The organism is Methanobacterium sp. CWC-01 (assembly GCF_030323845.1).
In the GTDB taxonomy this organism is placed as follows: domain Archaea; phylum Methanobacteriota; class Methanobacteria; order Methanobacteriales; family Methanobacteriaceae; genus Methanobacterium; species Methanobacterium aridiramus.
Genome location: NZ_CP040735.1, coordinates 349,653 through 373,130, shown reverse-complemented (window position 1 = coordinate 373,130; position 23,478 = coordinate 349,653). Strand labels below are relative to the sequence as shown.

The window sequence follows — 23,478 nt, the reverse complement described above, 5'->3', positions numbered from 1 at the left end:
AGATCTGATGAACTTATGAGATCTGATAGTTAATATTAATTTGAATTTATAAATTACTACTCTTCTTCACCTTTTTTAAACACGTAACCGCATTCACTGCAAACCAATGCTCGTGTGGATCCATGGGCATGGTGAATGGGATCCAGTTTTCTCTGGATGGTTTTGTCCTTACAGCCGCATTTAGGGCATTTTTCATCGATTTTACCTAGTTTCATAGGGTCTCTCCACTGTTTACTCCACTGTTTTCTACTCATTATTTACTGAATTCTTATAATTATACTAACATCTTTTTTCAAAAAAAAGAATAGTCATCCTTTGCTTAAAATAATCTATATACTGTGGGATTTTGGTCTAAATTGGATATCATAATAATCTTACCAGCTAGGGATAATTAATCTGTTGATGAAAGCTATATTAGTCACCATCATTAATTTTCTATCAATCAAAACAAGAGAGGTGTGTTGATGTTCTGTCCTAACTGTGGAACCGAAGTAAATGATGGTAAATTTTGTCCGAATTGTGGTGAAACCCTTAATGTAACCCAGGAAACGCCTTCTGAACCTGTTCAAGAAATCATGGCTAGCACAAGTAAATATACGGTTAGCCAATTTATGAATACCACCATGCAGAAGGATGTTGGATTAGAAACCTTCGAATTAGAAAATGGATACCTCCTGGATGTAAACCTGAATGGTCGAGTATGGGCTAAGAAGGGTGCCATGGTAGCCTATACTGGTGATGTTAGTTTCCACAGGGAGGGGACTCTGGAACATGGGTTGGGAAAGTTCGTAAAGAAGGCTATGACCGGCGAAGCAACCACCATGATGAAAATAGATGGAACCGGCCATGTGTACTTGGCAGATATGGGTAAGAAGATAATTGTATTGAAACTTGAAAATGACAAGATCTACGTTAATGGTAACGATGTACTGGCATTCGAGGATGAAATTGACTGGGATATCAAGATGATGACCAAAAGTTCCAGTGTGATGTCGGGTGGCCTATTCAACATACGATTGCAGGGTAATGGAATGGTGGCCATAACCACCCACTTCACACCACTGACTCTGCGGGTAACTCCTGATAATCCGGTAATGACCGATCCACAGGCCACCGTAGCCTGGTCTGGAGGATTAAAGCCAGAACTTAAAAGCAATGTGGACTTCAAGACTTTAATTGGAAAAAGCAGTGGCGAAACGTACCAGATGAAGTTTAAGGGCGAAGGATTTGTAATAGTACAACCATTCGAAGAATATCGAAAGGAATAGGGTAAAATAATAAGGTAAGAGGGAATAAGCCCTCTTTTTCTTTTAAATTTTTTTAGAATGGTGCATATATCCCAATGAATACCAGCCAGGCCAGAATGGTTTTAGCTACCAAACTGAGTATTATATACACTCTTTCTCCGTACAGATAGTCCTTCCATTTGCCAATACCCTTGTACTGGAGAATCATGTTAATAGAGAAGGTGTTGAACATGATAAAGTACAGAACAAGGGCTAGATATACAAATGTTGGCGGTTCAGTTTCTCCGGACCCAAGCGCAGCTACAAAATAGGCTGCTATCACGATCCACGGAGTAAATCCGGAGATACAACCCAGAAGGTATGGTGACCAGTCGGTTTTTTTAGGATACTGATTGATCTTCTCCATCAGGTATCCAAACATGATCATCATGGCGTTTAAGACGAAGATCATCACCAGAGACCATAAATCCCACACACCCACGAAGGTAGCCAGAATTACCAGCATAATGGAACTGGAAAGGGCATATTCATACCAGCGGTAAGGGTTCATCCCTTTTTTCAGGTTTTCGTTGTACTGTTTGTTCCTTACAAAAGCAATGACGTAGTGTGCAACTGCTGAGATCAGTAGGAATGATGCTAATATCACACCTAGATAAGTTATGGTGAATGCTACTTGAGGGTCGGGTAACACTTGGAAGGTGGGTGGTGCTAGGGAAATTATCTTAAACTTCAGATAGAAGGTATAGATATCCCGATTCCAGGTTATTAAAACGCCCAAGGCTAACATCATGAGTCCCTGGATAAAGTGCAGGGTCCCTGCGCCTATATTTAGTTTCCTCAAACCAGAATAGGTTATGGGAGACTTTTCAATTAATTCTCTCCTAACATCGTTGTCCATTGTCACACCCCGTTTGACAAAAAATATACTTATATTCTGTTCTTTAAAGGTATTAATCTTTTTCAATAGGGATTATTTTTTCTTAAATTGTTTTTATGCTATACTTTCCTTGCATACCATACTTTCCTTGCTATTACCCTCAAAAAAAATATTGGCGTGGAAATAATTGAGAAAAAAACTTATTTCCTGATTTTTCAAAAAGTTTTTAACATTTCCATTGATATAAAGATAGTCGAACACCCATCTAAAAAAAAATTTATGCAAGTTGCTCCTATATCCATCAGTATTAAATGAGGTTATACCATGACCGAAAGCCCAGCCTATCTTCTGGAATCGAAGGAAGATAATTTTGAAATAAGGAGATATCCTGATTACCTACTCGCTCAAGTGGATGTGGAAGCCGATTTTGATGGTGCTATAGGTATTGGATTCTCAATACTGGCTAATTATATTTTTGGGGCTAATAAAAAGCGATCCAGCATCCCCATGACCACTCCAGTTTCTATGGAGAAGATTCCCGGGTCGGAGAAAATTCCCATGGCAGCTCCTGTCACTCAGGAGGTGCCTTCTGAAAGGATAAACATGGCTGTTCCGGTGACTGAGGAAAAACAGGAAGACAACATTCATCGTATTTCTTTTACTATGCCTCAAAATTACACCCTGGAAACTTTACCCGAACCCAACAACCATAGAATAATATTTAAAGAAATCAAAAATCAACGTGTAGCTGTCTTGAGGTTCTCAGGCCGTGTAAAAGAAAAAATGGTTTATGGAAAAATTGATAAACTCCGTGAATGGCTGAATGAAAAAGGTATCAGTCCCCAATCAAATTTTATAGTTGCTCAATACAATCACCCAGCGGTTCCTGGCTTTTTAAGACGAAATGAGATCATAGTGGAGATATGACCCAAATCATTTGAGGATGTGAAAGTATGATTTATAAAAATAAAGATTTAATGGATGTTCCTGGTGTAAAGGGAAGTTATATCTCTGGAGTTGAAATAAAAGACTTGAAAAAGATTCCAGATGAACGAGGTAGCATTTATCACATGTTAAGGGCCGATGATGAAATTTTCAAGGATTTTGGCGAGATCTATTTTTCAAAAGTGTATCCCGACGTGATTAAAGGATGGCATCTACACCAAGAGATGATACTGAACTATGCGGTTATTCATGGGATGATTAAACTGGTTCTTTATGATGATCGAGATGATTCTGTTACCCATGGGAATATAATGGAGATTTTTATGGGTGAAGAGAATTATATCCTGGTGGAAGTGCCTCCCCTCATATGGAACGGTTTTAAAGGAATAGGAAACTTTCCTGCGATTGTGGCTAATTGTGCGTCTATACCCCATTCTCCAGATGAGATATTAAGAAAAAATCCTTTTTCTGAAGATATTGGCTATAACTGGGATTTAAAGCATGAATAAGATTTTGATTGATTCGTGCATAGTCCTGTCATAATTTCATTATTGTCAGTTACTTTTATTTCTTAATTATCATTATTGCTCATAATTGACAATGTTTATATATTTGACCAACCAATATTATAATAGATAAACTGGGGGGATTCAAATTCTCGAAGAGAAAATACCAATGGTTAGCGTATTAATGTCGTGTTATAACCATGACAAATTTGTAGGAGAGGCCATTGAAAGTGTTTTAGGTCAAACTTTCCAAGATTTTGAATTTATTATTTTGGATAACGGATCAACTGATGGATCTACACAAATAATCGCAGATTATGAGAAAAAAGATGATAGAATTAGGGCTATATTCCATGAAAATAATTTAGGAATTCCTAGGGCCCTTAATGAATTGATAGATAGTGCAAACGGTAAATTTTTAGCCCGTATTGATTCTGATGACGTGTGGGTTGAAGAGAAACTCGAAAAACAGTTAGAAGTGATGGAACAGGATGAAAATTTGGTGGTGTGGACTGAAGCAGATTTAATAGATGGTGAAAGTCGTTCCACTGGAGGAAAGTTTACTGAAATGTACGAGAGTTCAGAGAAGAATGGAAATCTTTTTGATGATCTTTTAGCTGGAAATTTCCTTTTTTGTTCAAGTATGATGTATAAAAGAGAGAACTTGGATGGCATCCGATACAATGAACATATTAGGAACTTAAATGATCACAAATTTAACTTAGACTTGTCATATCGATATGATTATTACTTTGTACCAGAAATCCTTTCAAAATACCGGTTACATGGTGGAAATACCATTTTTTCTGATATGGAAGGATGGTACAAGGATTATATGGCCATTGGTAAGTACATCGCCGAGGAATATCCTGATAAATTAAATTCTAATGAAAATAAAAAGAAACTGTTTCACTTAATTTTTACCATTCCTTTCAATGGAGCGATCAAACAAGATACTTGGAACAGGTTAAATCTGATTTACGGGATTAAACTCCCGATATATGCTATTAATATTCTGATTAGAAGTTATTTTTAAATAAATTTTATAATATCCAAATTCATCCAAAATAATTTTTATTATAATAAAAACTGGTAAAATGAATACCATTCAAAGAATTGCAAAGAATATTGGAGTATTGTCTGGTTCACAGCTTATAGGGTATTTATTCGCTTTCATTTATACCATATATATGGCTCGCTACCTCGGTGCCGATGGTTATGGGATATTATCGTTTGCAATTGCATTTACTACAATTTTTGGTATTTTAGCTGATTTAGGCCTCAGTACCTTGGCTGTGAGGGAGTTATCGAGAGATAAATCCGAGATTAACAGATATGTGGGAAATATAATACTTATAAAAATAGTTCTATCAGTTTTTACCTTGGGGATGATTGCACTAATAATTAATCTACTAAATTATCCTCAAGAAGTCATTAATGTGGTTTATCTTTTTGGTTTATCAGTGGTATTATCATCATTCTCCCAAATGTTTTATTCAATATTCCAAGCTCATGAAAAAATGGAATACCAATCGTTGGGCAATCTTTTAACCAACATTTTAATTTTTGTAGGAATTTTCTATGGAATCTCTAAGGGATTTGATGTTCTTGAATTTGCTATTATTTACTTCATAACAAGTTTAATCGTGTTGGTTTATAATTTCATCATTTCTGTGCGACGTTTTGTTCCACCAGTGTTAATGTTTGATAAAGATTTTTCCAAATTTTTAATGAAATCGGCGATACCTCTTTCTATCGTAATTATCTTTTCTACTATGTATGTAAAGATCGACACTGTTTTACTTTCATTGTTGCAGGGAGATGTTGCGGTTGGTTGGTATAATGCAGCTTATCGATTAATTGAGCTTTTACAATTTGTTCCCAGCGTATACACACTTGCAATTTTTCCAGTCATCTCTAATTTCCATTCTTCTTCAAAAAAAGACTTTGAAGCCATATATCGGAAATCTTTCAAATATTTAATTATATTAGGGCTGCCAATAGCAGCTGTAACTACTGTTTTAGCTGATAAAATAATATTAATTCTTTTTCAATCCGGATTCTTAGAATCAATAATAGCACTTCAAATTTTGATTTGGAGCGTACCATTTATGTTTTTGTCTTATACGGCTGCTTGGATTTTTATTTCAATGAATAAACAAAATTTATTGCTAAAATTAACATTTGTAGGTCTAGTTTTAAATATAATCCTGAATTTAATACTCATCCCTCAGTTTAGCTATATAGGTGCTTCTGTGGTAACTGTTATAACGGATGTATTTGGCATCACCCTTGGTTACTACTTCCTATCAAAATATATTGGTAAAATAGGAATTCCCGGGATTGTTGTTAAACCTGCAGTAGCTAGTATCCTAGTGAGCTTATTAATTTTTAAACTTAATATGGGTCTAGCTATTTCCATTATTATCTCTATTATTTCTTACTTTGCATTATTAGTTCTTTTTAAAGCTTTTTCTAAAGAAGATTATGAAATATTTCGGAATATGATAAAATAAGATGTTTCGGGAATATGACAAATATAAATTTATAAAAATTCGATTAAATTACTAAAGTAAATAAAATTGAAATTAATTTGTTAATTTTGATTTATTTTGGTATGGGAAATTCCAAATACTAGAATTGCAAGGATTATGACTAAAATGTTAACATTATAATCAACAGTAGTAATCAGGCCTAATTGATATTGACTCCAGCTTAATGGATAAAATAAGTATATTCCTCCAGTATAGTAAGTCATAAGTAGATCTAGTCCAAAATGAGTTAAAAATCCAAGAATTAAAAATAAAAAGACTAATTTTTTTTCTTTAAATAAAAGAGAGAACATAGCTGCCAGTATCAACGAACCAATCGGCATATGGAAGGTTGAAATGAAAATAGATAGATCATATCCTGAAAAATTCTGAATAGGAATAGCTAATTTATACAAGTCTGGAAGTAATGCTCCTACCATGGCGATAACCGTATTTTCAGTATTGAATTGTTTGTATCTAAATCCGATAACGGTACACACACTATAAGCAACTAGTATGTGAGTTAACCAGTCTGGCATTTATTTTCTCCTTATTATTTCCCAGTTTTGAAAGTCAAATTTCCAGTATCCAATAAAAAGGAGGATGAGGATAAACAAGGCGAATACAGATCTTCCCAATAAATATTCATACATCCAACTCTCCTTCAAAAAGACTTTTTTAGCTATTATAGTGTTATTAATAGATAACGTTCCGAATACAGCTACATTATCACCTGCAGACACCTTTGCACTAGAATTTACTTTGAAATAGCTGTCCTGACCATGATGAAAAATATACAGTTCAAATCCGTCTTTTGAGGTATCTAAAACCTCTCCTTCAAAGCCGATAATCTGACCTTCAGGATAATTCAACAGAAACGTTTTAGCAGAAGGTGGTTCTTCATACTCTATGTAGTTAACACTGTAGTAACCCATAAGAAGAATTAAAGAAGCTAAAAGAATGAAGAAAATCACCAACCTAGTTGTCAGAAACTTCAAAACTTTTGACAAGGTTATTTCTCCGAAAATATTCATTCAATTATAAATCCCATCAATTGAAATGACGTATGAGTAATATTTATCAAGCCTATTTGTTGATATCTAATATAATAAATGTACTAAAATCATGTAATCTGATTGATTCTATGAAAACGAAAAATAATTGTTTATATTTAGATAGGAGATGAATAAAATATGTATCCAAATATTTCTGTTATAATACTTAACTGGAATGGATGGCCGGATACAATAGAATGCTTAGAATCTCTTTATCAAATAAATTATCCAAATTTCCATGTAATAGTTGTTGATAATCACTCTGTGGATGATTCAATTCACCAGATCAAAAATTTTTGTAATGGTGAACTGAAGGTAAAATCTAAATTTTTTGATTATAATCCTAATAACAAACCAATCACTGTATTTGAGTATTCTAGTGGCGAATTTAAATATTCAAATCAAGTGAAAGTCTTAGATTCTGGTAAAAAATTAATTATAATCAAAAACGACGATAATTATGGATTCGCGGAAGGGAATAATATAGGTATGAGATTTGTATTGGAAAATTTAGATTCTGATTATGTGTTACTTTTAAATAATGATACCGTGGTACAACGGGACTTTTTGAGTGAATTAGTTCGTTGTGCGATTCTAAATCCCGATGCTGGAATTGTTGGCCCAAAAATCTTTTATTACGATAAACCAAACATCTTAAATGCTGCTGGCGGGAAAATATTGTGGTCAGTGGGAGCAGGTTTAAATATAGGCATGGGCGAAGAGGATTTAGGGCAATATGATAAAATTTCCAAAATAGATTATCTAATGGGGGCTTGTCTTCTAATTAATAAAGCTTTAATAGAAAAGATTGGTTATATGGACAAAAAGTTCTTTTTATTACACGAAGAAACAGATTTCTGCATCAGAGCAAAAAAAGCAGGTTTTAAGCTCATATTAAATCCTGAATCAACCATATATCATAAGGAAGGAATTTCAGGCAAGCCAAGCCCCACTAAATACTATTATATGTACAGAAATAGGCTTTTAATTATAAAAAAACATCAAAAGCCCATTAAAGTGCTCCTTTATAGTTTAAATATTTCTTTAAGAACACTTATGATTATTTTGTATCATACGGCTAGAGGCAACACTGAAATTTCAAAAAATATTCTTAAAGGATATATTCAAGGAATTAACGAGATCCTTTAGACTTGTTTATATTATAAAATTGAGGTCTTTTCAGTAATTCATTTTAATAAACGTTTGGAGTTAATTAAAAAATTTTCTTTGACAAATTTTGTAAACTCTGCAAAATTATATTTATAATCTTTATCTCCCACTTCTGGGCATAGTATCCAATAATGAATACCAGAGGTAATCCTATAATAATCAGGAGTAAATTATTAAGCGTGGTTGGAAGATTGAAAATAAATAATATTTTATAAAGTAAAATAGTACCCACAATGTCGTGTAGAAGATAAGTAGCGTAAGCACTGTAAGATATTTTAGAAATTACTCCGTATGTTTTAGATTGAAAGAATTTCTTATAATTTCGATTTATAACCTCGATAAACATATTGAGTACAAAATAAATAATCAGAACAGCGATTATATACTCCATTTGTATAATCAGGGTTAAATATGCGGGGAATGAGTTAATCAAGGTCGGCTGACTAATTAATATCCACGCGAGCACTGCCAATATTGCAATCAAAACTAGGCTCTCAATAAGTAACTTTCTATAATCTAATTTAAAATCTTTATAATTTTCATTTAGACAGCATAGTACTATTCCACTAAAAAAAACCCAGTAATAGAGGAAAAATTTTACATTTACCACGTGAAAATTTATGGATATTAACGAAAATATCAAAAAAATGGCTGCTGCCATGGAAAACTTATTGATTAAGCTTTTAGGACGAATCAATATAGGATAAATAAGGTAATAGATTATTATAATGCCGATAAACCAGAGATAAGTAGTATTCACATAATACGTTTCGGGAAAAAAACCTTGGAGTCCTAAAAAGCCAATAATTGAATTAGCGAAAAAATATTTATCAATTATGAAAATAAGCACGATAAAAGCTACCCAATACAATGGATAAATCCTTTTTGCTCTTTTACGGAAGAAATTAACTATGTCACTTGCAGATTCTAAGCTTTCATAATTATAGTATAACACATAAGCCGATACAAAAAAGAACAAACAGAGCCCTATATTTGCATAATAGACGGCTTTCAAAGCGGCTAAATCTTTGTTTTGACAACAAAATAAATACCAATGGAACAAAACAATTATGATAATTGCCAATGCACGCAATATATCCATATCTGGTAAATTTTTTTTCTTTAGCATTATTCAAACTCCGCTTTCATAATTAAATTTGATTAAATTTGATTATGATTTTTGCAGCGATAAACTGACTAGAAGCAATGTTTTTCAGACCGGAATATTATTTCGACTAATTACTAATTACTTTCATGATTCATGCCAGGCCTAGTGCTCAAAAAAAGGCTTTATACGCTCTTGTTAGTAATTTTCATGTCTTATTAAGCTTCATAGACTTTTTCATAAGCCTCTAAAGTTTTATCTATAGTATTATCCCAACTAAACTTTTTGGCACGTTTAGGCCCTTGAAGTTTTAACTTTTTCTGTAGATTCTCATTATTTAAGAGTAAAGAAATTTTATTCGATATTTCTTCAGGATTCAATGGGTCATCAATAAACACACCAGCATCTCCCACTACTTCTGTAATAGAACTGTTGTTAGAAGTAATTACGGGGGTACCGCAGGCCATAGCTTCTAATGGGGCAAATCCAAAGCCTTCATAAAGTGAAGTAAACACCAAAGAGGTCGCTCCGCTGTATAATGGTGGTAAATCGTCGTAATCCACATATCCTGGAGTGATGACTCGATCTGATAAGCCATTTCCTTTGTCGATCTTTTCAATAAAAGCCCTTAAATTACCCTGATTGATAGGACCAACTAAAACTAAATCTTCACCGATCTCTTTGTAAATTCTACTGTAAGCTAGAATAAGATTTTTTAAATTTTTTCTTGGATTATCATTTCCTAAATAAAATAAATAATCATTTTTTATTCCGTATTTAGCCATTACTTCTCCATTATTTTCTCTTGGATAAAAAAAAGATGAATTTACTCCTAAATGTGCAACATTTACCTTATCTTCTTTTACTTTGAAATACCGTTCCAGATCTTTCTTAGTAAAATAACTGTCAGCAATTATTAAGTCACTATTTTCAATTAATTTGGGTAAAATGTATTTAAAATCAAATTTCATCATACGATTATGGATATCGGGAAATATAATCGGTGCAATGTCATGCACGGTTAATACTCTTTTCATTTTACTATCAGAATCTCCAAAAAGGAATGGACCAAGGTTATCTACGTTGTGCAAGATCTCAATATCATCATTCACCATCCTCTTCAACAGGAAACTTCCAAGGAAAATCTTTAAATTCGGGCGATTTACAAGAAATCTATTATTCAACAATTTAACCTCTAATCCACGTTCAATTAACCCTCTATATAGATATTGGCAATATTTAAACTCGCCAGTATTTGAATTAGGTGGTATTAGGCCTATTTTCATTTAACCGCTCCCCTTTAGTATCCACACATCACCATTATCGTACAATTTGAAAATTTTGTTCTCCAGATTTGTATTATTCAGATAGTAAAGTTCATTTTTGACATTGGCGACCAGAAATTGCTGTTTGTTAATATTGTACTTTCCAAAAAACACATAGGAATTTCCGAGAATCTCCGTAGAGTTTATTATATAATCATACGGGAAAGACGTTTGATATTCGAGAGTATAGATATTTGTATAGGGTAGCCCCAGAGAAAGGTAATAGTTGAGTGGCTGCGTATTATCTGAATAGATAAGGCTTAATAGAATAAGAAATTTATATATATCCCCATAGATTTTCGTTTGCGGGTCATAATATTTTTTTAACCACTCAATTCCAGTTACTTCTATATTATTAACTTCATAAAAATCTCGATTGTTATCTAACGCAAATCTACCCATCTTAGGTTGATCAAAAATTTCATACACAAATGCCGAGTTGAAAATAGAAAAAATGATCAAAAAGAGGGTAAGGATATATAGTGCGTTTTTGATACTGATTTTAAATGACCTGGACTTCAAGATTTTTTTAAATATTTTGTTTAGCCCCCGCACTGCAGTTAAAAAGCCAGTCACAAAAAATACAGACAAGAAAAATAGGCTAATATTAAATATCCTATCGGTGTTCATTGCCGCAGCAAAAAAGGGGAAAATAATTGCAATAACCAGTAGTAAGAAACTGGTAATTGAAAATACTTTAAATTCAGGATTTATTCTTTCATCGAACAATAAACCGAATATTCCAAGTGCAATCAGAACATCACCAAAGAGATATAAAAATCTTTCAGCAGATTGGTAATACGACATACCACCAGTTAAGTAGTAATATCCTTGTGAAGTTTCGGGATTAAGAATGTCTTGGATTGAATTTATGATTTCATATCCAAGTATGGTTCCATTTTGGAAAATAGAGTAGTTTGAGACATATATAAACCATGCTAATGTTAAACATAGGAAAAATAATGGGAAAGCAAAATTAAGAATATTGTAATTTGTATATTCAATTTTAATTCCCAATTTAGTTTTAAACCTCTTTAAAAATAGTAATACAAGGATTGATGCCCCTATTATCAACAGAAATACATAGGCCACACCGTAATGTGAAACAACTAAGGAAAATCCAAATAAGACGAGTAAAATAGATTTAGAGTGCTTATTAATTTTTTCGTCAATCAGGATCAAAAGAATTAGGGCCAAGAAAATTCCTGCGATCATCTGTCTGCTTACTGCAGGAAGAGTTGTATAAAAGGCGTTGACGTTAATAAAGAATATACAGGCTAAAAATGCAATTTTTTCATTACTTACCTTGTTGTATACCACATATAATGCTACAGGGACTAAAGAAAATAGGGCGGGATATATTATTTTAAAGCACCATATAAGGCTTAAATTTGATATAATGGAATAAATTGGGCCTAAAAGCACAATACTCAACATTGCATTGTAATCGAAATTAATGGAAGGATACCATAAAGAGTTGATTATTACGTACTTGGCTAATGTCAACTCCAGATTGATATCTGCGCCCCAGATGTAGGGACTGATTAAAGTAGTGTGTAACAAGAGGGAGATTGATAAAATGAAAATTACCAGTGGATAAAATTTTTTATTTATCCAAATTAGGGAAATTAACGGCAAAATGGCAATAACTAATAATAAAAGCATTTGAATAGTGTTATTTCCATATTGGTTAAGCAGGAATGTTCCAAATATTGAAAGGAATGGAATTAAACAGAGAAATAGAGTAGAAGGCGATAATAATTCCGTAATAAGTAACGTATTTTCATTTGAAAAATCTTTATCTCTAACATAACATAAAATACACAGTAAAAAAATGAACAAATTTATGGTTATTATAAGATAAAATAGTGAAATGGGCTTTGAAATTCCAATAATTGGATAAATAGTATTCATGAACAATCCAATTAACATTAAACTAGCTATACTTAACCCCACAGAATAAAGAAGGGTTTTAGCATTACCTAGATTGTGGAGCTTTAGAATTCTTAATATTAAAACACCAGGGATAAATGTTAAACTAAGAAACGAGAAAATCTGCCGGATTATGGGGATTTGAATGTTTATAGAATCCAGCAATATTAAACACAATAATGAGATTTGAATTGCAAAAATCAGTAAGAGAAAAGATTTGATATCCCAATCATTCATTTGTAAGGGATTGTTAATTTGCATCATTACTTCTCCTTATTAAATCTGAAAAGATTGTTTCATATTCCTCTGTCACCTCATCCCAAGGTTTTACTTTAAGACTGAAGGGGCCAACTTTTACATTGTCTTTATAAATTTTAACAATCAAATTAGCAACTTCAATTGGATCAGGTGGATATTCGACACCAAAGCAACCGGGTTCATTTAAAAATTCGTTTAAAGCCGTCCTTTTTGTAACTATAACTGGTGTCCCCATTGCTAAAGCCTCTGGAACTACAATTCCATAATTTTCTGATTGAGATAGTAATAGAAATATATCGGAACTTCTATAGAATTCCTTCAGAGTTTCATTTTGTGATTGTGGAATAAATCCTTCCCACCTAATAAATTGAGCAACATTTAACCTTTCAGCCAGTTTTTCAAGCTGGAATTTATAGGGCCCGTCTCCCACAATGCTAAAACAAACTTTAACATTCATCTTGAATACTAATTCGGAAATTGCCTTAATAACATGCTGAACTCCTTTTAGTTCCAACAAATAACCAACGTATAAAAGATTTATAACATCGGAGCTTCTCTTATTTGATGTAAAATCAATATAATTGATTCCATGAGGGATAACCTTTATATCTTCTTTAGGGACGCCTAAAACACGATTAATATTATTGAATTCAAAATCTGAAGCAGCAATGATAAGATCAGGATATTTCATGTATCTTCTACCAATATTTTTATTAAAAAAATTCCAAAGGTATTTGCCAGCAAAGGTATCATGAGAAAATATGTCAAAATGAGGTGAGAAGACCATGGGTGTTTCAGAATCTATCTTTTTTATTAAATAAATTACTTCCGGAGAGAATAAAGTATGGTACCCATGAACATGGATGATATCTGGATTAAATTCTCTTAAAATCTTTTTTAAATAACTATATATCCCCAAATTTAATCCATAGAATGAGTCAGATATCCTAGATTTTACCCTAATTATTTCAAATCCTTCATAATACTCTCTTTGAGGCAAATTCTTAGGGTTATTTTGCAACACCACGACATCATGTCCCTTTTTTGACAGGTTTTTTGAGAGTTCTAGAATCGTTTTGTTGATTCCGCCTGGAGAAAGGGTGTCTAAATAATTCACCAAGAGAATTTTCATTTTCTACTAACCTCAGTTTATGAATATAATCCATGCTATGATTTTCTCACGTAATCTTGATTGGATATACTTATCAATATTATTGGAATGCAACAATATTTATATTTGGTTATCAAACTAATTATGCAGTTAAAATAATGTAATAACTTAGGTATGGCTAGGCCCCCAGTTTAATCTAAGAGGATGAATATGAAAACCGAAAATAGCCTAAGGAATCCGAGTTATAGTGATCTTATACTTGCAGCGATCCTCACTCTTCTCTTCTTGATCATTGCGATATTTCCATCACTAAATGAAAACTTTGTTCTGAGAATTTCTGCTCTCCTTTTGGTTTTATTTATTCCGGGGTATGTTTTGATGGCCACATTTCTCCCAAGGATTGGCGAAATGAATGTTTTTGTTAGGATTAGTTTAAGCATAGCCTTAAGCATAGTCATTACAGCAGTTCTGGGGCTGATTTTTTATTATACTGATGGGATTAATAGTTTAAATCTAATAATCATCATTATTTCTGCTTTAACGTATATAATCCTTTTATTAGCTTTTCAGAGAAGAAGGAGACTAACAGAGAGTGGTAAAATTTCGATACCATTCTTGAAATCCTACCATGAACTTCAGGCTTCCTTCCAGGGAGAAACTAAAAAAGAGATATTGGCATCAGTCATTCTAATTGTCTTATTAGTTTTAGCCGTGTTAACCACTGTTTACATAATAATGAACCCCTTACACGGAGAACCTTTCACTGAGTTCTATCTGTTGGGACCAAATGGTAAAGCCAGTAACTATCAGACTGATTTAACAATTAATCAGCAAGGTAAACTTATCATCGGGATTGTAAATCACGAAGGAACCATCGTAAATTATAGGTTAGTTGTGAAAATGGATAATAACGTTCTCCAGGACGAAATTGTAAGTCTTCCCAATAATCAAAAAGAGGAAATATCCTTCATTTACTCTGCAGATACTCCAGGTCAAAAGAGATTGGAGTTTTCACTCTATAAGTTGCCCGATAACCAGAAAGTTTATCGCTCACTGCATTTATTTTTAAATGTGACTTAAGAAATGATTATTTTATTATTAAAACAATTTTAACAATTAAAATAATTAGAATAACATTAAAATGGTTCAATGCAATTAGTGAAACTCATGATATTTATATAATGGAAATTGAAATAATTACATATGTTTTACAACATCAACATCGCTACAACCTCTGTCACAGATCCTGTGGTTTCTCTGTCCTACATAATGAGTAGTAGCCTTGTTGTTGTGGTTTTTCTACTAATTTTGTTGGCTTTGAAGGTTATTGTAAGTTCTGATACCTATGGAAACACTAAAATCGTTAATTTAAATACAAGTTTAAATGTGGTTATTTTCCCATTGTTAATTGTTCTGATATTTTTAGTTGTTTATATGGCCAATACCATAACCCTATCTTTATGAATTTTGTATAATCTAATTGCTGGATTATCTAATGATTATTCATTTTCAGAAATTAGAAAAAACTTTTTTATACCGCTCCTTTAGGCATCAACCAAAATTATTTAATTTATTTTGAAAAATCAGAAATTATATCAGGCATTTTTTATTTTTAACCATAAAATATTTTGGTAGAATGGTAAAAAATATGAATGATAATTGTACTATGATGAGATGGTTGCTTAATATGCACAATATTTATTATGATGGTTGACATATTATTGACCAAAAGTTCGACCATCAAAAATAAAAAAACACAAGGTCCGGATATAAGCAGGAGAAGTATATGGGATTAAAAGAAAATAATAGGGGGGTTATTGAGAGTCCAGATTCCCATAAATTGCTTGAACAACATAAAAAACTCCTAAAAATTAGGGATATTAAATTAAAAGACCTTAAATTAGAACTATCTGAATTTAACTTTTCAAAAGAAATGAAGTTAGTTCTGTCGTTATATGCACTGACATTGGTGTTAGCAGAATTTGTAACAGTTTCCCTTGAACCGACAAAGAGCATTTTGTTTCTTGTAGTGATAATTATATCCCTCATTATTTTATCTTCCTTATCCAGCTCCAAGAAATTTTCATATCTATTACAAGCCCTAATTTTAATTCCGCTACTTCGGATAATGAGTCTTAGTATACCGGCTACAGAAATCGATCCAGTCTATTGGTTAGCCATCACAATTTTGCCTTTAATAGCATCCTGCATTTTCTTGATGCAAGGTCAGGGCCGGAATAGAACTGATATTGGTCTTAACCTGAAGAATTTACCTGTCCAAATTTTAGTTGTTTGGGGAGGTCTGGCAATGGGATTCATCGCTTATTTAATATTGAAACCACCAGTGATTGTATCAAATCTGAACACGATTAATTTACTTGTAAGTATCATCATCTTGTTATCGGTTGGATTCACTTTAGAGCTTATTTTTAGGGGGATAATTCAAAAAAACGCTGATAATTTAATGGGAAAACATTGGGGACTGATATTTGTTTCCATCCTTTTCACGATCCAGTCCATCAATTGGAATTCCGTTCCTTATTTAGCTTTCGTATTCGGTGTTTCAATAATTTATGGGTATATTTTTCAAAAAACAAACAGTATATCAGGAGTGGGCCTGTCTCACGGCATCGCAAATGTAATGTTTTTCTTGATCCTGCCTTTATCACAATTATAGATATGATTAGTAGAATAAATGAACACGGAGGGAGTAAATGAAGGTTGTAATACTTTGTGGGGGAAAAGGAACGCGTTTGAGAGAAGAAACAGAATTCCGCCCTAAACCCATGGTAAAAATAGGTGAAAAACCCATTCTTTGGCACATAATGAAGATCTATGCTTATTATGGGTTCAAAGATTTTGTCATATGTTTAGGGTATAAAGGAGATATGATCAAGGAGTATTTCCTTAATTATGGAATCATGAACAATGATTTCACAATTGACATGGCCAATGAAGGTAATTTAGAGATTTATAATAATAAAGAAACAGAGGATTGGAGAGTTACACTTGCAGACACTGGAGAAGACTCCCAGACTGGAGCTAGGGTGAAAAAAATAGAAAAATATATCGATGGAGATACTTTCATGCTTACTTATGGTGATGGAGTGGCTCGTATCGATATTAAGGATCTCTTGCAATTCCATCAAAATCATGGAAAGACAGGGACGATGACTGGAGTCCATCCTTCTTCTAGGTTTGGAGAATTTTCCTTAGAAAACAATAGAATTACTAGATTCAGTGAAAAACCGCAGACTACCGCTGATTTGATCAATGGTGGGTTTTTCGTCTTCAACACAGATTTCTTTGATTATCTAAGTGAAAATGAGGATTGTATAATGGAACAGGACCCACTGGAGAATCTTGCAACTGATGGCGGCCTCATGCTTTATCGTAATAAAGATTTCTGGCAATGTGTAGACACCTACCGGGAATTAGAACATTTAAACGAATATTGGAAGGGGAAAAATCCTCCGTGGAAGGTTTGGTAGTTGGGGGAATATAATTGTCTTTTGAATTTTGGAATGATCGCAATGTCTTTGTTACGGGATGCACGGGACTTCTAGGTTCTTGGCTTACCAAAAAGTTGGTCGAGAGTGGTGCTAATGTAATTGGACTTATCAGGGACCTAGTGCCTAAATCTAACCTTAACTGGTCTGGATTCGATGATAAAATAGTTACAGTGCGGGGTGAAATAGAAGATTACTTTATCTTAGAGAGGGTACTCAATGAATACGAGATCGACACTGTATTCCACTTAGCAGCTCAGACCATAGTTACGATTGCTAATCGTAATCCAATTTCAACCTTCAATGCCAACATTAAGGGAACCTGGAATCTTTTAGAAGCTGCTCGTAGATCTCCTCTTTTGGAAAGAATGGTGGTGGCCTCCAGCGATAAAGCCTATGGGAGTCAGTTAAATCTTCCATACGATGAAAAAACACCTTTAGAAGGAAAGCATCCCTATGATGTTTCCAAAAGTTGTGCTGATCTTTTATGTGGATCTTACCACGAGACCTATGGTCTTCCAGTCTGCGTTACCCGTTGTGGAAATTTCTATGGAGGAGGAGACTTAAATTTCAACCGCATAGTTCCAGGAACAATTCGTTCTGTTCTAGAAAATAACAGACCCATTATCAGGAGTGACGGTAAGATGGTAAGGGACTATTTCTATATAGAAGACGGTGCCGAGGCTTACATGTTACTCGCAGAAAAAATGACCAAAAAAATTCACGGTGAAGCCTTTAATTTCAGTAATGAAGATCCGATGAACGTACTGGAAATAGTGAATGAAATTCTCAAAGCCATGAGCAGCGATCTCAAACCAATAATTCGCAACGAATCAAGTAATGAAATAGAGAAACAGTACTTATCTGCTTTAAAGGCTCGCGAAATATTAGGGTGGAATTCTCGTTATAGTATGGAAGAAGGGCTGGAAAAGACCATAAAATGGTATCAGGATCTAAGCTTAAATTCTAATCAGTTAAAAAAATAAGGCTAGCTTATGAAAATCACCTTCTTAGGAACTAATGGATGGTATGATACGGAGACCGGAAATACTATCTGCACCCTCCTGGAGACAAAAGACTACTATATTATCCTGGATGCTGGAAATGGCATTTACAAAATTGATGAATATTTAAAAGATTCAAAAAAACCAATTTATCTATTTTTGAGTCACTTCCACCTGGATCATATTGAAGGCCTTCATATATTGAATAAATTCAATTTTAAAAATCAATTTATGATCTACGGACAATTTGGAACACGTAAAGTGTTGAATAATATTATTAATCAACCATACACAGTTCCCTTAGAACAACTACCCTTTGAGGTTCATGTAAATGAGGTTGAGGAGGGGGTACATCACTTGCCATTTAGAGTTGAATGTAAATTCTTACCACACGCCTCACCCTGTTTAGGTTACCGCTTTAATGTTGATGGAAAGGTTATTACCTACTGTACCGACACTGGGCCTCATAAAAATGTCGAAGAACTGGCTGATAATGCTGATTTACTCATTACTGAGTGTTCTCTTCGAATGGGGGAGAATTATCCTGGTTGGCCACATCTCAATCCTCTTGACTCTGTTAAAATAGCTTTAAAGGCTAATGCTAAAAAATTAGTTTTGACCCATTTTGATGCCAATATCTATCGATCTAGGAGTGAAAGACTGGAATCGAAGGAATCTATGGAAAAATTATTTGAAAATATATTCTATGCCAGTGATGGATTGGAAATAGAACTTTGAAATATTTATCATGTTTAATGGTTTGGGGGAATAAAATGGAAAAAAAAATCCGAAGCGAAATTTTTAAGAAAGTTACTGAAATTTATGAATTACGAAAATCCAGTGAAACATTCCAACCTGGCCAAGACAGCATTAATTATGCAGGAAGGGTTTATGATGAAAAAGAAATGATCAGTCTAGTCGATTCAGCCATAGACTTTTGGCTTACTGCTGGAAAATATGCAGAAGAATTTGAAAGAGAGCTTGCCAGATTTATAGGAGTTAAACATTGTCTCCTTACTAATTCAGGGTCATCTGCTAATCTACTGGCTGTTTCAGCGTTAACTTCTCCAAAATTAGGTGAAAGAAGGTTAAAACCAGGTGATGAAGTTATTACTACTGCATGTGGCTTTCCAACTACTTTAAATCCTATTTTGCAGAATCAGCTAACTCCGGTATTTGTTGATGTAGAACTGGGCACTTACAACATCCAGTCCGATGCCATTGAAGGAGCTATATCAGAGAAAACTAAAGCAATATGTGCGCCGCACACTCTAGGGAACCCTTTTAACATTGATAAAATTGATGAAATTGCCAAGAAAAATAATCTGTGGCTCATAGAGGATAACTGTGATGCTTTAGGTTCCCGATTTAATGGTAGCTATACTGGAAGCTTTGGTCATTTATCTACCTTGAGCTTTTATCCAGCTCATCATATAACCATGGGGGAAGGTGGAGCAGTCTTGACCAATGACCCTCTCCTTAAAGAAATCGTTGCCTCTTTTAGGGATTGGGGACGAGACTGCTGGTGTGATCCGGGTCATGATAACACATGTGGCCGCAGATTCAACTGGCAACTAGGTTCTCTGCCCTATGGCTATGATCATAAGTACATCTATTCTCACATTGGTTATAATCTTAAGGTTACCGACATGCAGGCTGCAGTGGGCCTTAGACAACTAGAAAAATTGCCAGATTTTATCGAAAGTCGAAAAAATAACTTTAAAGTTCTTCAGAAACTCCTGCTTGAATATGAAGATTATCTACTACTGCCCCAAGTAGAAAATAAGGCAGATCCGAGTTGGTTTGGGTTTCCTATTCTTGTGAAGAATGATGCACCATTTAATCGTGATGATATCGTCGATTACCTCGAAAAAAATAAAATAGCAACTAGGATGTTGTTTGGCGGAAATTTAACTCGACAGCCAGCTTATGAAGACATGCAATTCAGACAGATTGATTCACTTGAAAATACAGATCTGGTTATGAATAACTTATTCTGGATTGGAGTTTACCCGGGGATAACCGAAAAAAAGATGGAATATGTGATTAATACAATTAGAGAGTTTTTGGGGGACTTTTAATTTGAAATGAAAGGGTCTGAAGTAATTAGCTTTCACAACTTTAATCTAAAATCTCCCACATCCTTTCATGTAATGAATTCAACATTAATAAGAATTCAAATAGCCCACCACAGTCTTGCATAGTAAACAAACTTGCAGTAAACAAACTGTTAAAAAAAAAGCGACGGTTAAAAAAGGATTTTTAAGAATTTTTTCAAGTTAAAAAGGATTTTCGAGCATGATTTTTTGAATCAACTGTATACTTGTTTTCCTCAGGAATTCCTTTATTGTTAACCATAGTGGTATGACACGGATATGACTTCTTTTGGGTTTTTGGTCTCTTAATTCCATCCAAACCATTAGGGTTTAAAGTACTAGGCAATTTTACCGTCTTCAACTATTAATTTGGTGTCTTTTGCATTTATTTTACTGTCCTTGATTATTTTAGATTCTTCCAGGTTAATTTGACTATTTTTGGCTATACGTTTGCTATCTTTAGTTATTAGTTCTATGTCTTCGGTAATTAGTTCAATATCTTCTTTGATGAGTTTTAGATCTTCTGCAGGAAGTTTAATGTCCTTCATGTCCGTCTCCATTTCCTGGAGAAGCGAATGGTAATCTTCAGTGATTTTATTCCATAGATAATTCTTTTTCACCCGATAATACACATTATCCTTAAGATCAAGGTAATTTTCATTGTACCTGTACACCAGTTTCATTTTTCTGGCTAGTTCTGTCTCATTAGCAAAGTAAACCGCTGATTTTCCGCACACTTCACTGTTAAACTGGTTATCATGTGCTATTATTATATTGCGAGAAATGGCAGCCTCTAAAAGTGAAGGATTGGTTCCTCCTACGGAATGACCATGTATGTAGGCCGTACAGTTCTGTCGGAGCATATTTAACAGATCTTGATCGTAGACTGAGCCCAGAAATATTACTCCGGGATGGACACAAGTCTCTGCCAGGGATTCAACCTGCTCTTTATAACCTTCGCTGGTAAAATCGCCCACAATTACCAGTGGAATATTAATCTCAGCCTTGCAGAATCCATCCACTATGGTATGGATGTTATTTTCAGGCTCAAGTCTGGCAACAACTAAAAAATATTTTCCGGGAACGATATCCCTAGAAGTGTAGTTTTCAAGTCGTTTCAGAACTTCTCCATTCCAGGGGATCCGTTCTGGAGAGTTAATTCCGTAGGAAAGATAGACAGTTTTGTCCCAATATTTTTTATCCACGTAGTTTTTCATTGCTTCAGCATCAGCTACAATCTTATCTGCAAACCTGGTGGCCATGTTATGATTTAATTTAAGAAGCCATCTTTCTAATCTATTGAATTTACTTCTTTCCCACATTACACCGTCTATATTTACCATGACAGTTGATTTCCTGTTAAGAAGCTTGGGAATGAAAAGAAACATTCCCACTTCTATACCGAGGAAGTAAATCATTTCATTTCTTCTACTTAACTTAAGCAGGAAGTAAATATCTGAAAGATTTTCATAAAATTTTCTTAATAGGTAATTTTCCGGCGGTTTAATGGGGAAGTATTCCAGTTTAGAACCTTTAAAGCTATCTTTACGGGAATCTTTTGGTTTGTACTCACAACTGACCGTTATATCGTATCCTTTTTCCACCAGATTTTCAGTTAATCCATGGGCAAAGGTTTCAAAACCGCCATAGTTGGCTGGTATGCCTCGACTTCCGATAATAGCAATTTTCATCTCAAGCTCCCCCTTCTCATTTTTACCCAATTAGAAAACAATCTTATGAAAATTTTAACTCCATCATTTACAGAATTCAATTTAGTGGCATCTAATCTGCTTTTATAGTGAATAGGAACTTCTAAAACTCTGAAATTATTTTTAGATACTTTTGAAAACATTTCGGCTTCTATGTCAAATCCATCAGAATCAATTCCATCCTGCAATAGTTGCTCAATGACGTTCTTTTTGAATGCCCAGTAACCAGTGCATACGTCGGAAACATTGGAGTACAGTAAACTAGCAAAAAAACTGAGCAGATGATTTCCTAATAAATTAAATCGACTGATGGAACCTTCTTCGCGTTTACCTCGAAGTCTAGAGCCTAAAACCACATCAGCTTCGCCTTCCATGAGAGGTTTTAAAAGTTTCTGAGCATCTTTAGGATCATAAGTATTATCCGCATCCAACATCACTGCGAATTCAGATTTAATGTTTTCAAAACCAGTTTTCACCGCAAATCCTTTGCCCTGTTTACGTTCTCGAAGCACGTTGGCTCCAGATTTTTTAGCAATCTCTGCGGTTCTATCATTGGAATTATTATCAATAACTAGAACTCTAGATTTACGACATTTCCGCACATCTCTAAGTAAGGTACCAATTGATTCTTCTTCGTTATATGCGGGCAATAAAAATGTGACATGTTTCATGGAATGAGTATAATCTCTATTGAGAACTTCGCTAACAGTGAGTTGGCTATTGTGCGTATTAGAATACTCTTCCACATCTTTGATAAAACTAATAGATTGAATAGACTGATTATCCGTAAAATTTTTTGTATTCATCGATCCCCCCCCAAGAAGATACTGTTTCTTATTATATATTTGATTCTTAAAAAACTTTTGTTATGAATATTTACACACTGAAATAATATTGCTTGTCCATAATTTTATTGGCATTATAAAATTTTATTGGTATTTAGTTTACATTGTTAGAGGTTCTTAACAAAATTGTAGGTTATAAAGGCCTAATATCGCTTAGATTTTTAGAAATTGGTGGTCAACGATAAATGAAATTACTTTTTTAAGCATGATTTCAAGCTTAAATGAAAAAAATTAAATGATAATTTTATATATA

At 33.8% G+C, this 23,478-nt stretch carries 22 protein-coding genes; 12 read left to right on the top strand and 10 right to left on the bottom strand.

All coding sequences use genetic code 11. From position 1 onward, the window contains the following. Positions 1 to 56: 56 nt before the first annotated feature. Positions 57 to 215, bottom strand: a complete 159-nt coding sequence (locus tag FGU46_RS01900; RefSeq protein ID WP_286475964.1) for a TIGR04165 family Cys-rich peptide — start codon at positions 213 to 215, stop codon at positions 57 to 59. Between the two features lie 249 nt (positions 216 to 464). Here FGU46_RS01900 and FGU46_RS01895 point away from each other — a divergent pair, with 249 nt between their 5' ends. After that, on the top strand, positions 465 to 1,268 hold the full coding sequence (locus FGU46_RS01895) for an AIM24 family protein (protein WP_286475963.1): 804 nt from the start codon (positions 465 to 467) through the stop codon (positions 1,266 to 1,268). A 52-nt stretch (positions 1,269 to 1,320) separates the two neighbouring features. On the opposite strand, the gene heR is transcribed toward FGU46_RS01895, so the two are convergent. Continuing rightward, entirely contained in the window at positions 1,321 to 2,145 is an 825-nt protein-coding gene (heR, locus tag FGU46_RS01890; protein WP_286475961.1) for a heliorhodopsin HeR, read from the bottom strand. Positions 2,146 to 2,448: 303 nt separating this feature from the next. Here heR and FGU46_RS01885 point away from each other — a divergent pair, with 303 nt between their 5' ends. The 4 genes from FGU46_RS01885 to FGU46_RS01870 all read left to right on the top strand — a co-directional run bounded on the left by FGU46_RS01885 (position 2,449) and on the right by FGU46_RS01870 (position 6,091). Beyond that, entirely contained in the window at positions 2,449 to 3,051 is a 603-nt protein-coding gene (locus FGU46_RS01885; protein ID WP_286475959.1) for an SOUL family heme-binding protein, read from the top strand. 26 nt (positions 3,052 to 3,077) lie between these two features. Next, complete coding sequence (locus FGU46_RS01880; protein ID WP_286475957.1) at positions 3,078 to 3,578, top strand: dTDP-4-dehydrorhamnose 3,5-epimerase family protein; 501 nt, start codon at positions 3,078 to 3,080, stop codon at positions 3,576 to 3,578. Positions 3,579 to 3,744: 166 nt separating this feature from the next. Then, positions 3,745 to 4,611 (top strand): glycosyltransferase family 2 protein, encoded by an 867-nt coding sequence (locus FGU46_RS01875; RefSeq protein ID WP_286475955.1) that lies wholly within the window; start codon positions 3,745 to 3,747, stop codon positions 4,609 to 4,611. 61 nt (positions 4,612 to 4,672) lie between these two features. Then, complete coding sequence (locus FGU46_RS01870; protein ID WP_286475953.1) at positions 4,673 to 6,091, top strand: flippase; 1,419 nt, start codon at positions 4,673 to 4,675, stop codon at positions 6,089 to 6,091. 80 nt (positions 6,092 to 6,171) lie between these two features. Here FGU46_RS01870 and FGU46_RS01865 read toward each other — a convergent pair whose 3' ends face one another. Both FGU46_RS01865 and FGU46_RS01860 read right to left on the bottom strand, forming a co-directional pair. Beyond that, on the bottom strand, positions 6,172 to 6,645 hold the full coding sequence (locus FGU46_RS01865) for a metal-dependent hydrolase (RefSeq protein WP_286475951.1): 474 nt from the start codon (positions 6,643 to 6,645) through the stop codon (positions 6,172 to 6,174). Further along, the gene (locus FGU46_RS01860) at positions 6,646 to 7,116 is read right to left on the bottom strand and encodes a hypothetical protein (RefSeq protein ID WP_286475949.1); all 471 of its coding nucleotides are present in this window, start codon (positions 7,114 to 7,116) and stop codon (positions 6,646 to 6,648) included. Positions 7,117 to 7,299: 183 nt separating this feature from the next. On the opposite strand from FGU46_RS01860, the gene FGU46_RS01855 reads away from it, so the two are divergent. Beyond that, on the top strand, positions 7,300 to 8,310 hold the full coding sequence (locus FGU46_RS01855; protein ID WP_286475947.1) for a glycosyltransferase family 2 protein: 1,011 nt from the start codon (positions 7,300 to 7,302) through the stop codon (positions 8,308 to 8,310). Between the two features lie 64 nt (positions 8,311 to 8,374). Here FGU46_RS01855 and FGU46_RS01850 read toward each other — a convergent pair whose 3' ends face one another. The 4 genes from FGU46_RS01850 to FGU46_RS01835 all read right to left on the bottom strand — a co-directional run bounded on the left by FGU46_RS01850 (position 8,375) and on the right by FGU46_RS01835 (position 14,083). Beyond that, on the bottom strand, positions 8,375 to 9,460 hold the full coding sequence (locus FGU46_RS01850; protein WP_286475945.1) for an acyltransferase family protein: 1,086 nt from the start codon (positions 9,458 to 9,460) through the stop codon (positions 8,375 to 8,377). A 194-nt stretch (positions 9,461 to 9,654) separates the two neighbouring features. Beyond that, complete coding sequence (locus tag FGU46_RS01845) at positions 9,655 to 10,722, bottom strand: glycosyltransferase family 4 protein (protein WP_286475943.1); 1,068 nt, start codon at positions 10,720 to 10,722, stop codon at positions 9,655 to 9,657. After that, complete coding sequence (locus FGU46_RS01840; RefSeq protein WP_286475941.1) at positions 10,723 to 12,957, bottom strand: DUF2206 domain-containing protein; 2,235 nt, start codon at positions 12,955 to 12,957, stop codon at positions 10,723 to 10,725. Further along, positions 12,944 to 14,083: a glycosyltransferase family 4 protein gene (locus FGU46_RS01835; RefSeq protein ID WP_286475939.1), complete on the bottom strand. Its 1,140-nt coding sequence runs from the start codon at positions 14,081 to 14,083 to the stop codon at positions 12,944 to 12,946. The genes FGU46_RS01840 and FGU46_RS01835 overlap by 14 nt, the downstream gene beginning before the upstream one ends. A gap of 189 nt (positions 14,084 to 14,272) precedes the next feature. Between FGU46_RS01835 and FGU46_RS01830 the strand changes: the two genes are divergently transcribed. From FGU46_RS01830 to rfbH, 6 genes are all read left to right on the top strand, one after another. Further along, positions 14,273 to 15,142, top strand: coding sequence for a DUF1616 domain-containing protein (locus tag FGU46_RS01830; protein ID WP_286475937.1), 870 nt, complete (start codon positions 14,273 to 14,275; stop codon positions 15,140 to 15,142). Positions 15,143 to 15,848: 706 nt separating this feature from the next. Next, entirely contained in the window at positions 15,849 to 16,739 is an 891-nt protein-coding gene (locus FGU46_RS01825) for a CPBP family intramembrane glutamic endopeptidase (protein ID WP_286475935.1), read from the top strand. A 37-nt stretch (positions 16,740 to 16,776) separates the two neighbouring features. Then, on the top strand, positions 16,777 to 17,553 hold the full coding sequence (gene rfbF, locus FGU46_RS01820; protein WP_286475933.1) for a glucose-1-phosphate cytidylyltransferase: 777 nt from the start codon (positions 16,777 to 16,779) through the stop codon (positions 17,551 to 17,553). A gap of 14 nt (positions 17,554 to 17,567) precedes the next feature. After that, on the top strand, positions 17,568 to 18,557 hold the full coding sequence (locus FGU46_RS01815) for a GDP-mannose 4,6-dehydratase (protein WP_286475931.1): 990 nt from the start codon (positions 17,568 to 17,570) through the stop codon (positions 18,555 to 18,557). Between the two features lie 9 nt (positions 18,558 to 18,566). Further along, positions 18,567 to 19,313 carry an MBL fold metallo-hydrolase gene (locus FGU46_RS01810; protein ID WP_286475929.1) on the top strand — a complete coding sequence of 249 codons (747 nt, stop codon included), beginning with the start codon at positions 18,567 to 18,569 and terminating at the stop codon, positions 19,311 to 19,313. Between the two features lie 35 nt (positions 19,314 to 19,348). Beyond that, on the top strand, positions 19,349 to 20,656 hold the full coding sequence (rfbH, locus tag FGU46_RS01805) for a lipopolysaccharide biosynthesis protein RfbH (RefSeq protein ID WP_286475927.1): 1,308 nt from the start codon (positions 19,349 to 19,351) through the stop codon (positions 20,654 to 20,656). Between the two features lie 353 nt (positions 20,657 to 21,009). Here the strand turns inward: rfbH and FGU46_RS01800 are convergent, their stop codons facing one another. Continuing rightward, complete coding sequence (locus tag FGU46_RS01800; protein ID WP_286475925.1) at positions 21,010 to 22,362, bottom strand: DUF1972 domain-containing protein; 1,353 nt, start codon at positions 22,360 to 22,362, stop codon at positions 21,010 to 21,012. Then, positions 22,359 to 23,186 (bottom strand): glycosyltransferase family 2 protein, encoded by an 828-nt coding sequence (locus FGU46_RS01795; RefSeq protein ID WP_286475923.1) that lies wholly within the window; start codon positions 23,184 to 23,186, stop codon positions 22,359 to 22,361. The genes FGU46_RS01800 and FGU46_RS01795 overlap by 4 nt, the downstream gene beginning before the upstream one ends. Positions 23,187 to 23,478 lie beyond the last annotated feature (292 nt).

Excerpts from the sequence above, each read along its gene's own strand:
- FGU46_RS01850 (WP_286475945.1), bottom strand. The coding sequence starts at position 9,460 with ATGCTAAAGAAAAAAAATTTACCAGATATGGATATATTGCGTGCATTG.
- rfbF (WP_286475933.1), top strand. The coding sequence starts at position 16,777 with ATGAAGGTTGTAATACTTTGTGGGGGAAAAGGAACGCGTTTGAGAGAA.
- FGU46_RS01865 (WP_286475951.1), bottom strand. The coding sequence starts at position 6,645 with ATGCCAGACTGGTTAACTCACATACTAGTTGCTTATAGTGTGTGTACC.
- FGU46_RS01875 (WP_286475955.1), top strand. The coding sequence starts at position 3,745 with ATGGTTAGCGTATTAATGTCGTGTTATAACCATGACAAATTTGTAGGA.
- FGU46_RS01840 (WP_286475941.1), bottom strand. The coding sequence starts at position 12,957 with ATGATGCAAATTAACAATCCCTTACAAATGAATGATTGGGATATCAAA.
- rfbH (WP_286475927.1), top strand. The coding sequence starts at position 19,349 with ATGGAAAAAAAAATCCGAAGCGAAATTTTTAAGAAAGTTACTGAAATT.
- FGU46_RS01900 (WP_286475964.1), bottom strand. The coding sequence starts at position 215 with ATGAAACTAGGTAAAATCGATGAAAAATGCCCTAAATGCGGCTGTAAG.
- FGU46_RS01870 (WP_286475953.1), top strand. The coding sequence starts at position 4,673 with ATGAATACCATTCAAAGAATTGCAAAGAATATTGGAGTATTGTCTGGT.
- FGU46_RS01880 (WP_286475957.1), top strand. The coding sequence starts at position 3,078 with ATGATTTATAAAAATAAAGATTTAATGGATGTTCCTGGTGTAAAGGGA.
- FGU46_RS01845 (WP_286475943.1), bottom strand. The coding sequence starts at position 10,722 with ATGAAAATAGGCCTAATACCACCTAATTCAAATACTGGCGAGTTTAAA.
- FGU46_RS01895 (WP_286475963.1), top strand. The coding sequence starts at position 465 with ATGTTCTGTCCTAACTGTGGAACCGAAGTAAATGATGGTAAATTTTGT.
- FGU46_RS01830 (WP_286475937.1), top strand. The coding sequence starts at position 14,273 with ATGAAAACCGAAAATAGCCTAAGGAATCCGAGTTATAGTGATCTTATA.
- FGU46_RS01800 (WP_286475925.1), bottom strand. The coding sequence starts at position 22,362 with ATGAAAATTGCTATTATCGGAAGTCGAGGCATACCAGCCAACTATGGC.
- FGU46_RS01885 (WP_286475959.1), top strand. The coding sequence starts at position 2,449 with ATGACCGAAAGCCCAGCCTATCTTCTGGAATCGAAGGAAGATAATTTT.
- FGU46_RS01825 (WP_286475935.1), top strand. The coding sequence starts at position 15,849 with ATGGGATTAAAAGAAAATAATAGGGGGGTTATTGAGAGTCCAGATTCC.
- FGU46_RS01795 (WP_286475923.1), bottom strand. The coding sequence starts at position 23,186 with ATGAATACAAAAAATTTTACGGATAATCAGTCTATTCAATCTATTAGT.
- FGU46_RS01810 (WP_286475929.1), top strand. The coding sequence starts at position 18,567 with ATGAAAATCACCTTCTTAGGAACTAATGGATGGTATGATACGGAGACC.
- FGU46_RS01855 (WP_286475947.1), top strand. The coding sequence starts at position 7,300 with ATGTATCCAAATATTTCTGTTATAATACTTAACTGGAATGGATGGCCG.
- FGU46_RS01835 (WP_286475939.1), bottom strand. The coding sequence starts at position 14,083 with ATGAAAATTCTCTTGGTGAATTATTTAGACACCCTTTCTCCAGGCGGA.
- heR (WP_286475961.1), bottom strand. The coding sequence starts at position 2,145 with ATGGACAACGATGTTAGGAGAGAATTAATTGAAAAGTCTCCCATAACC.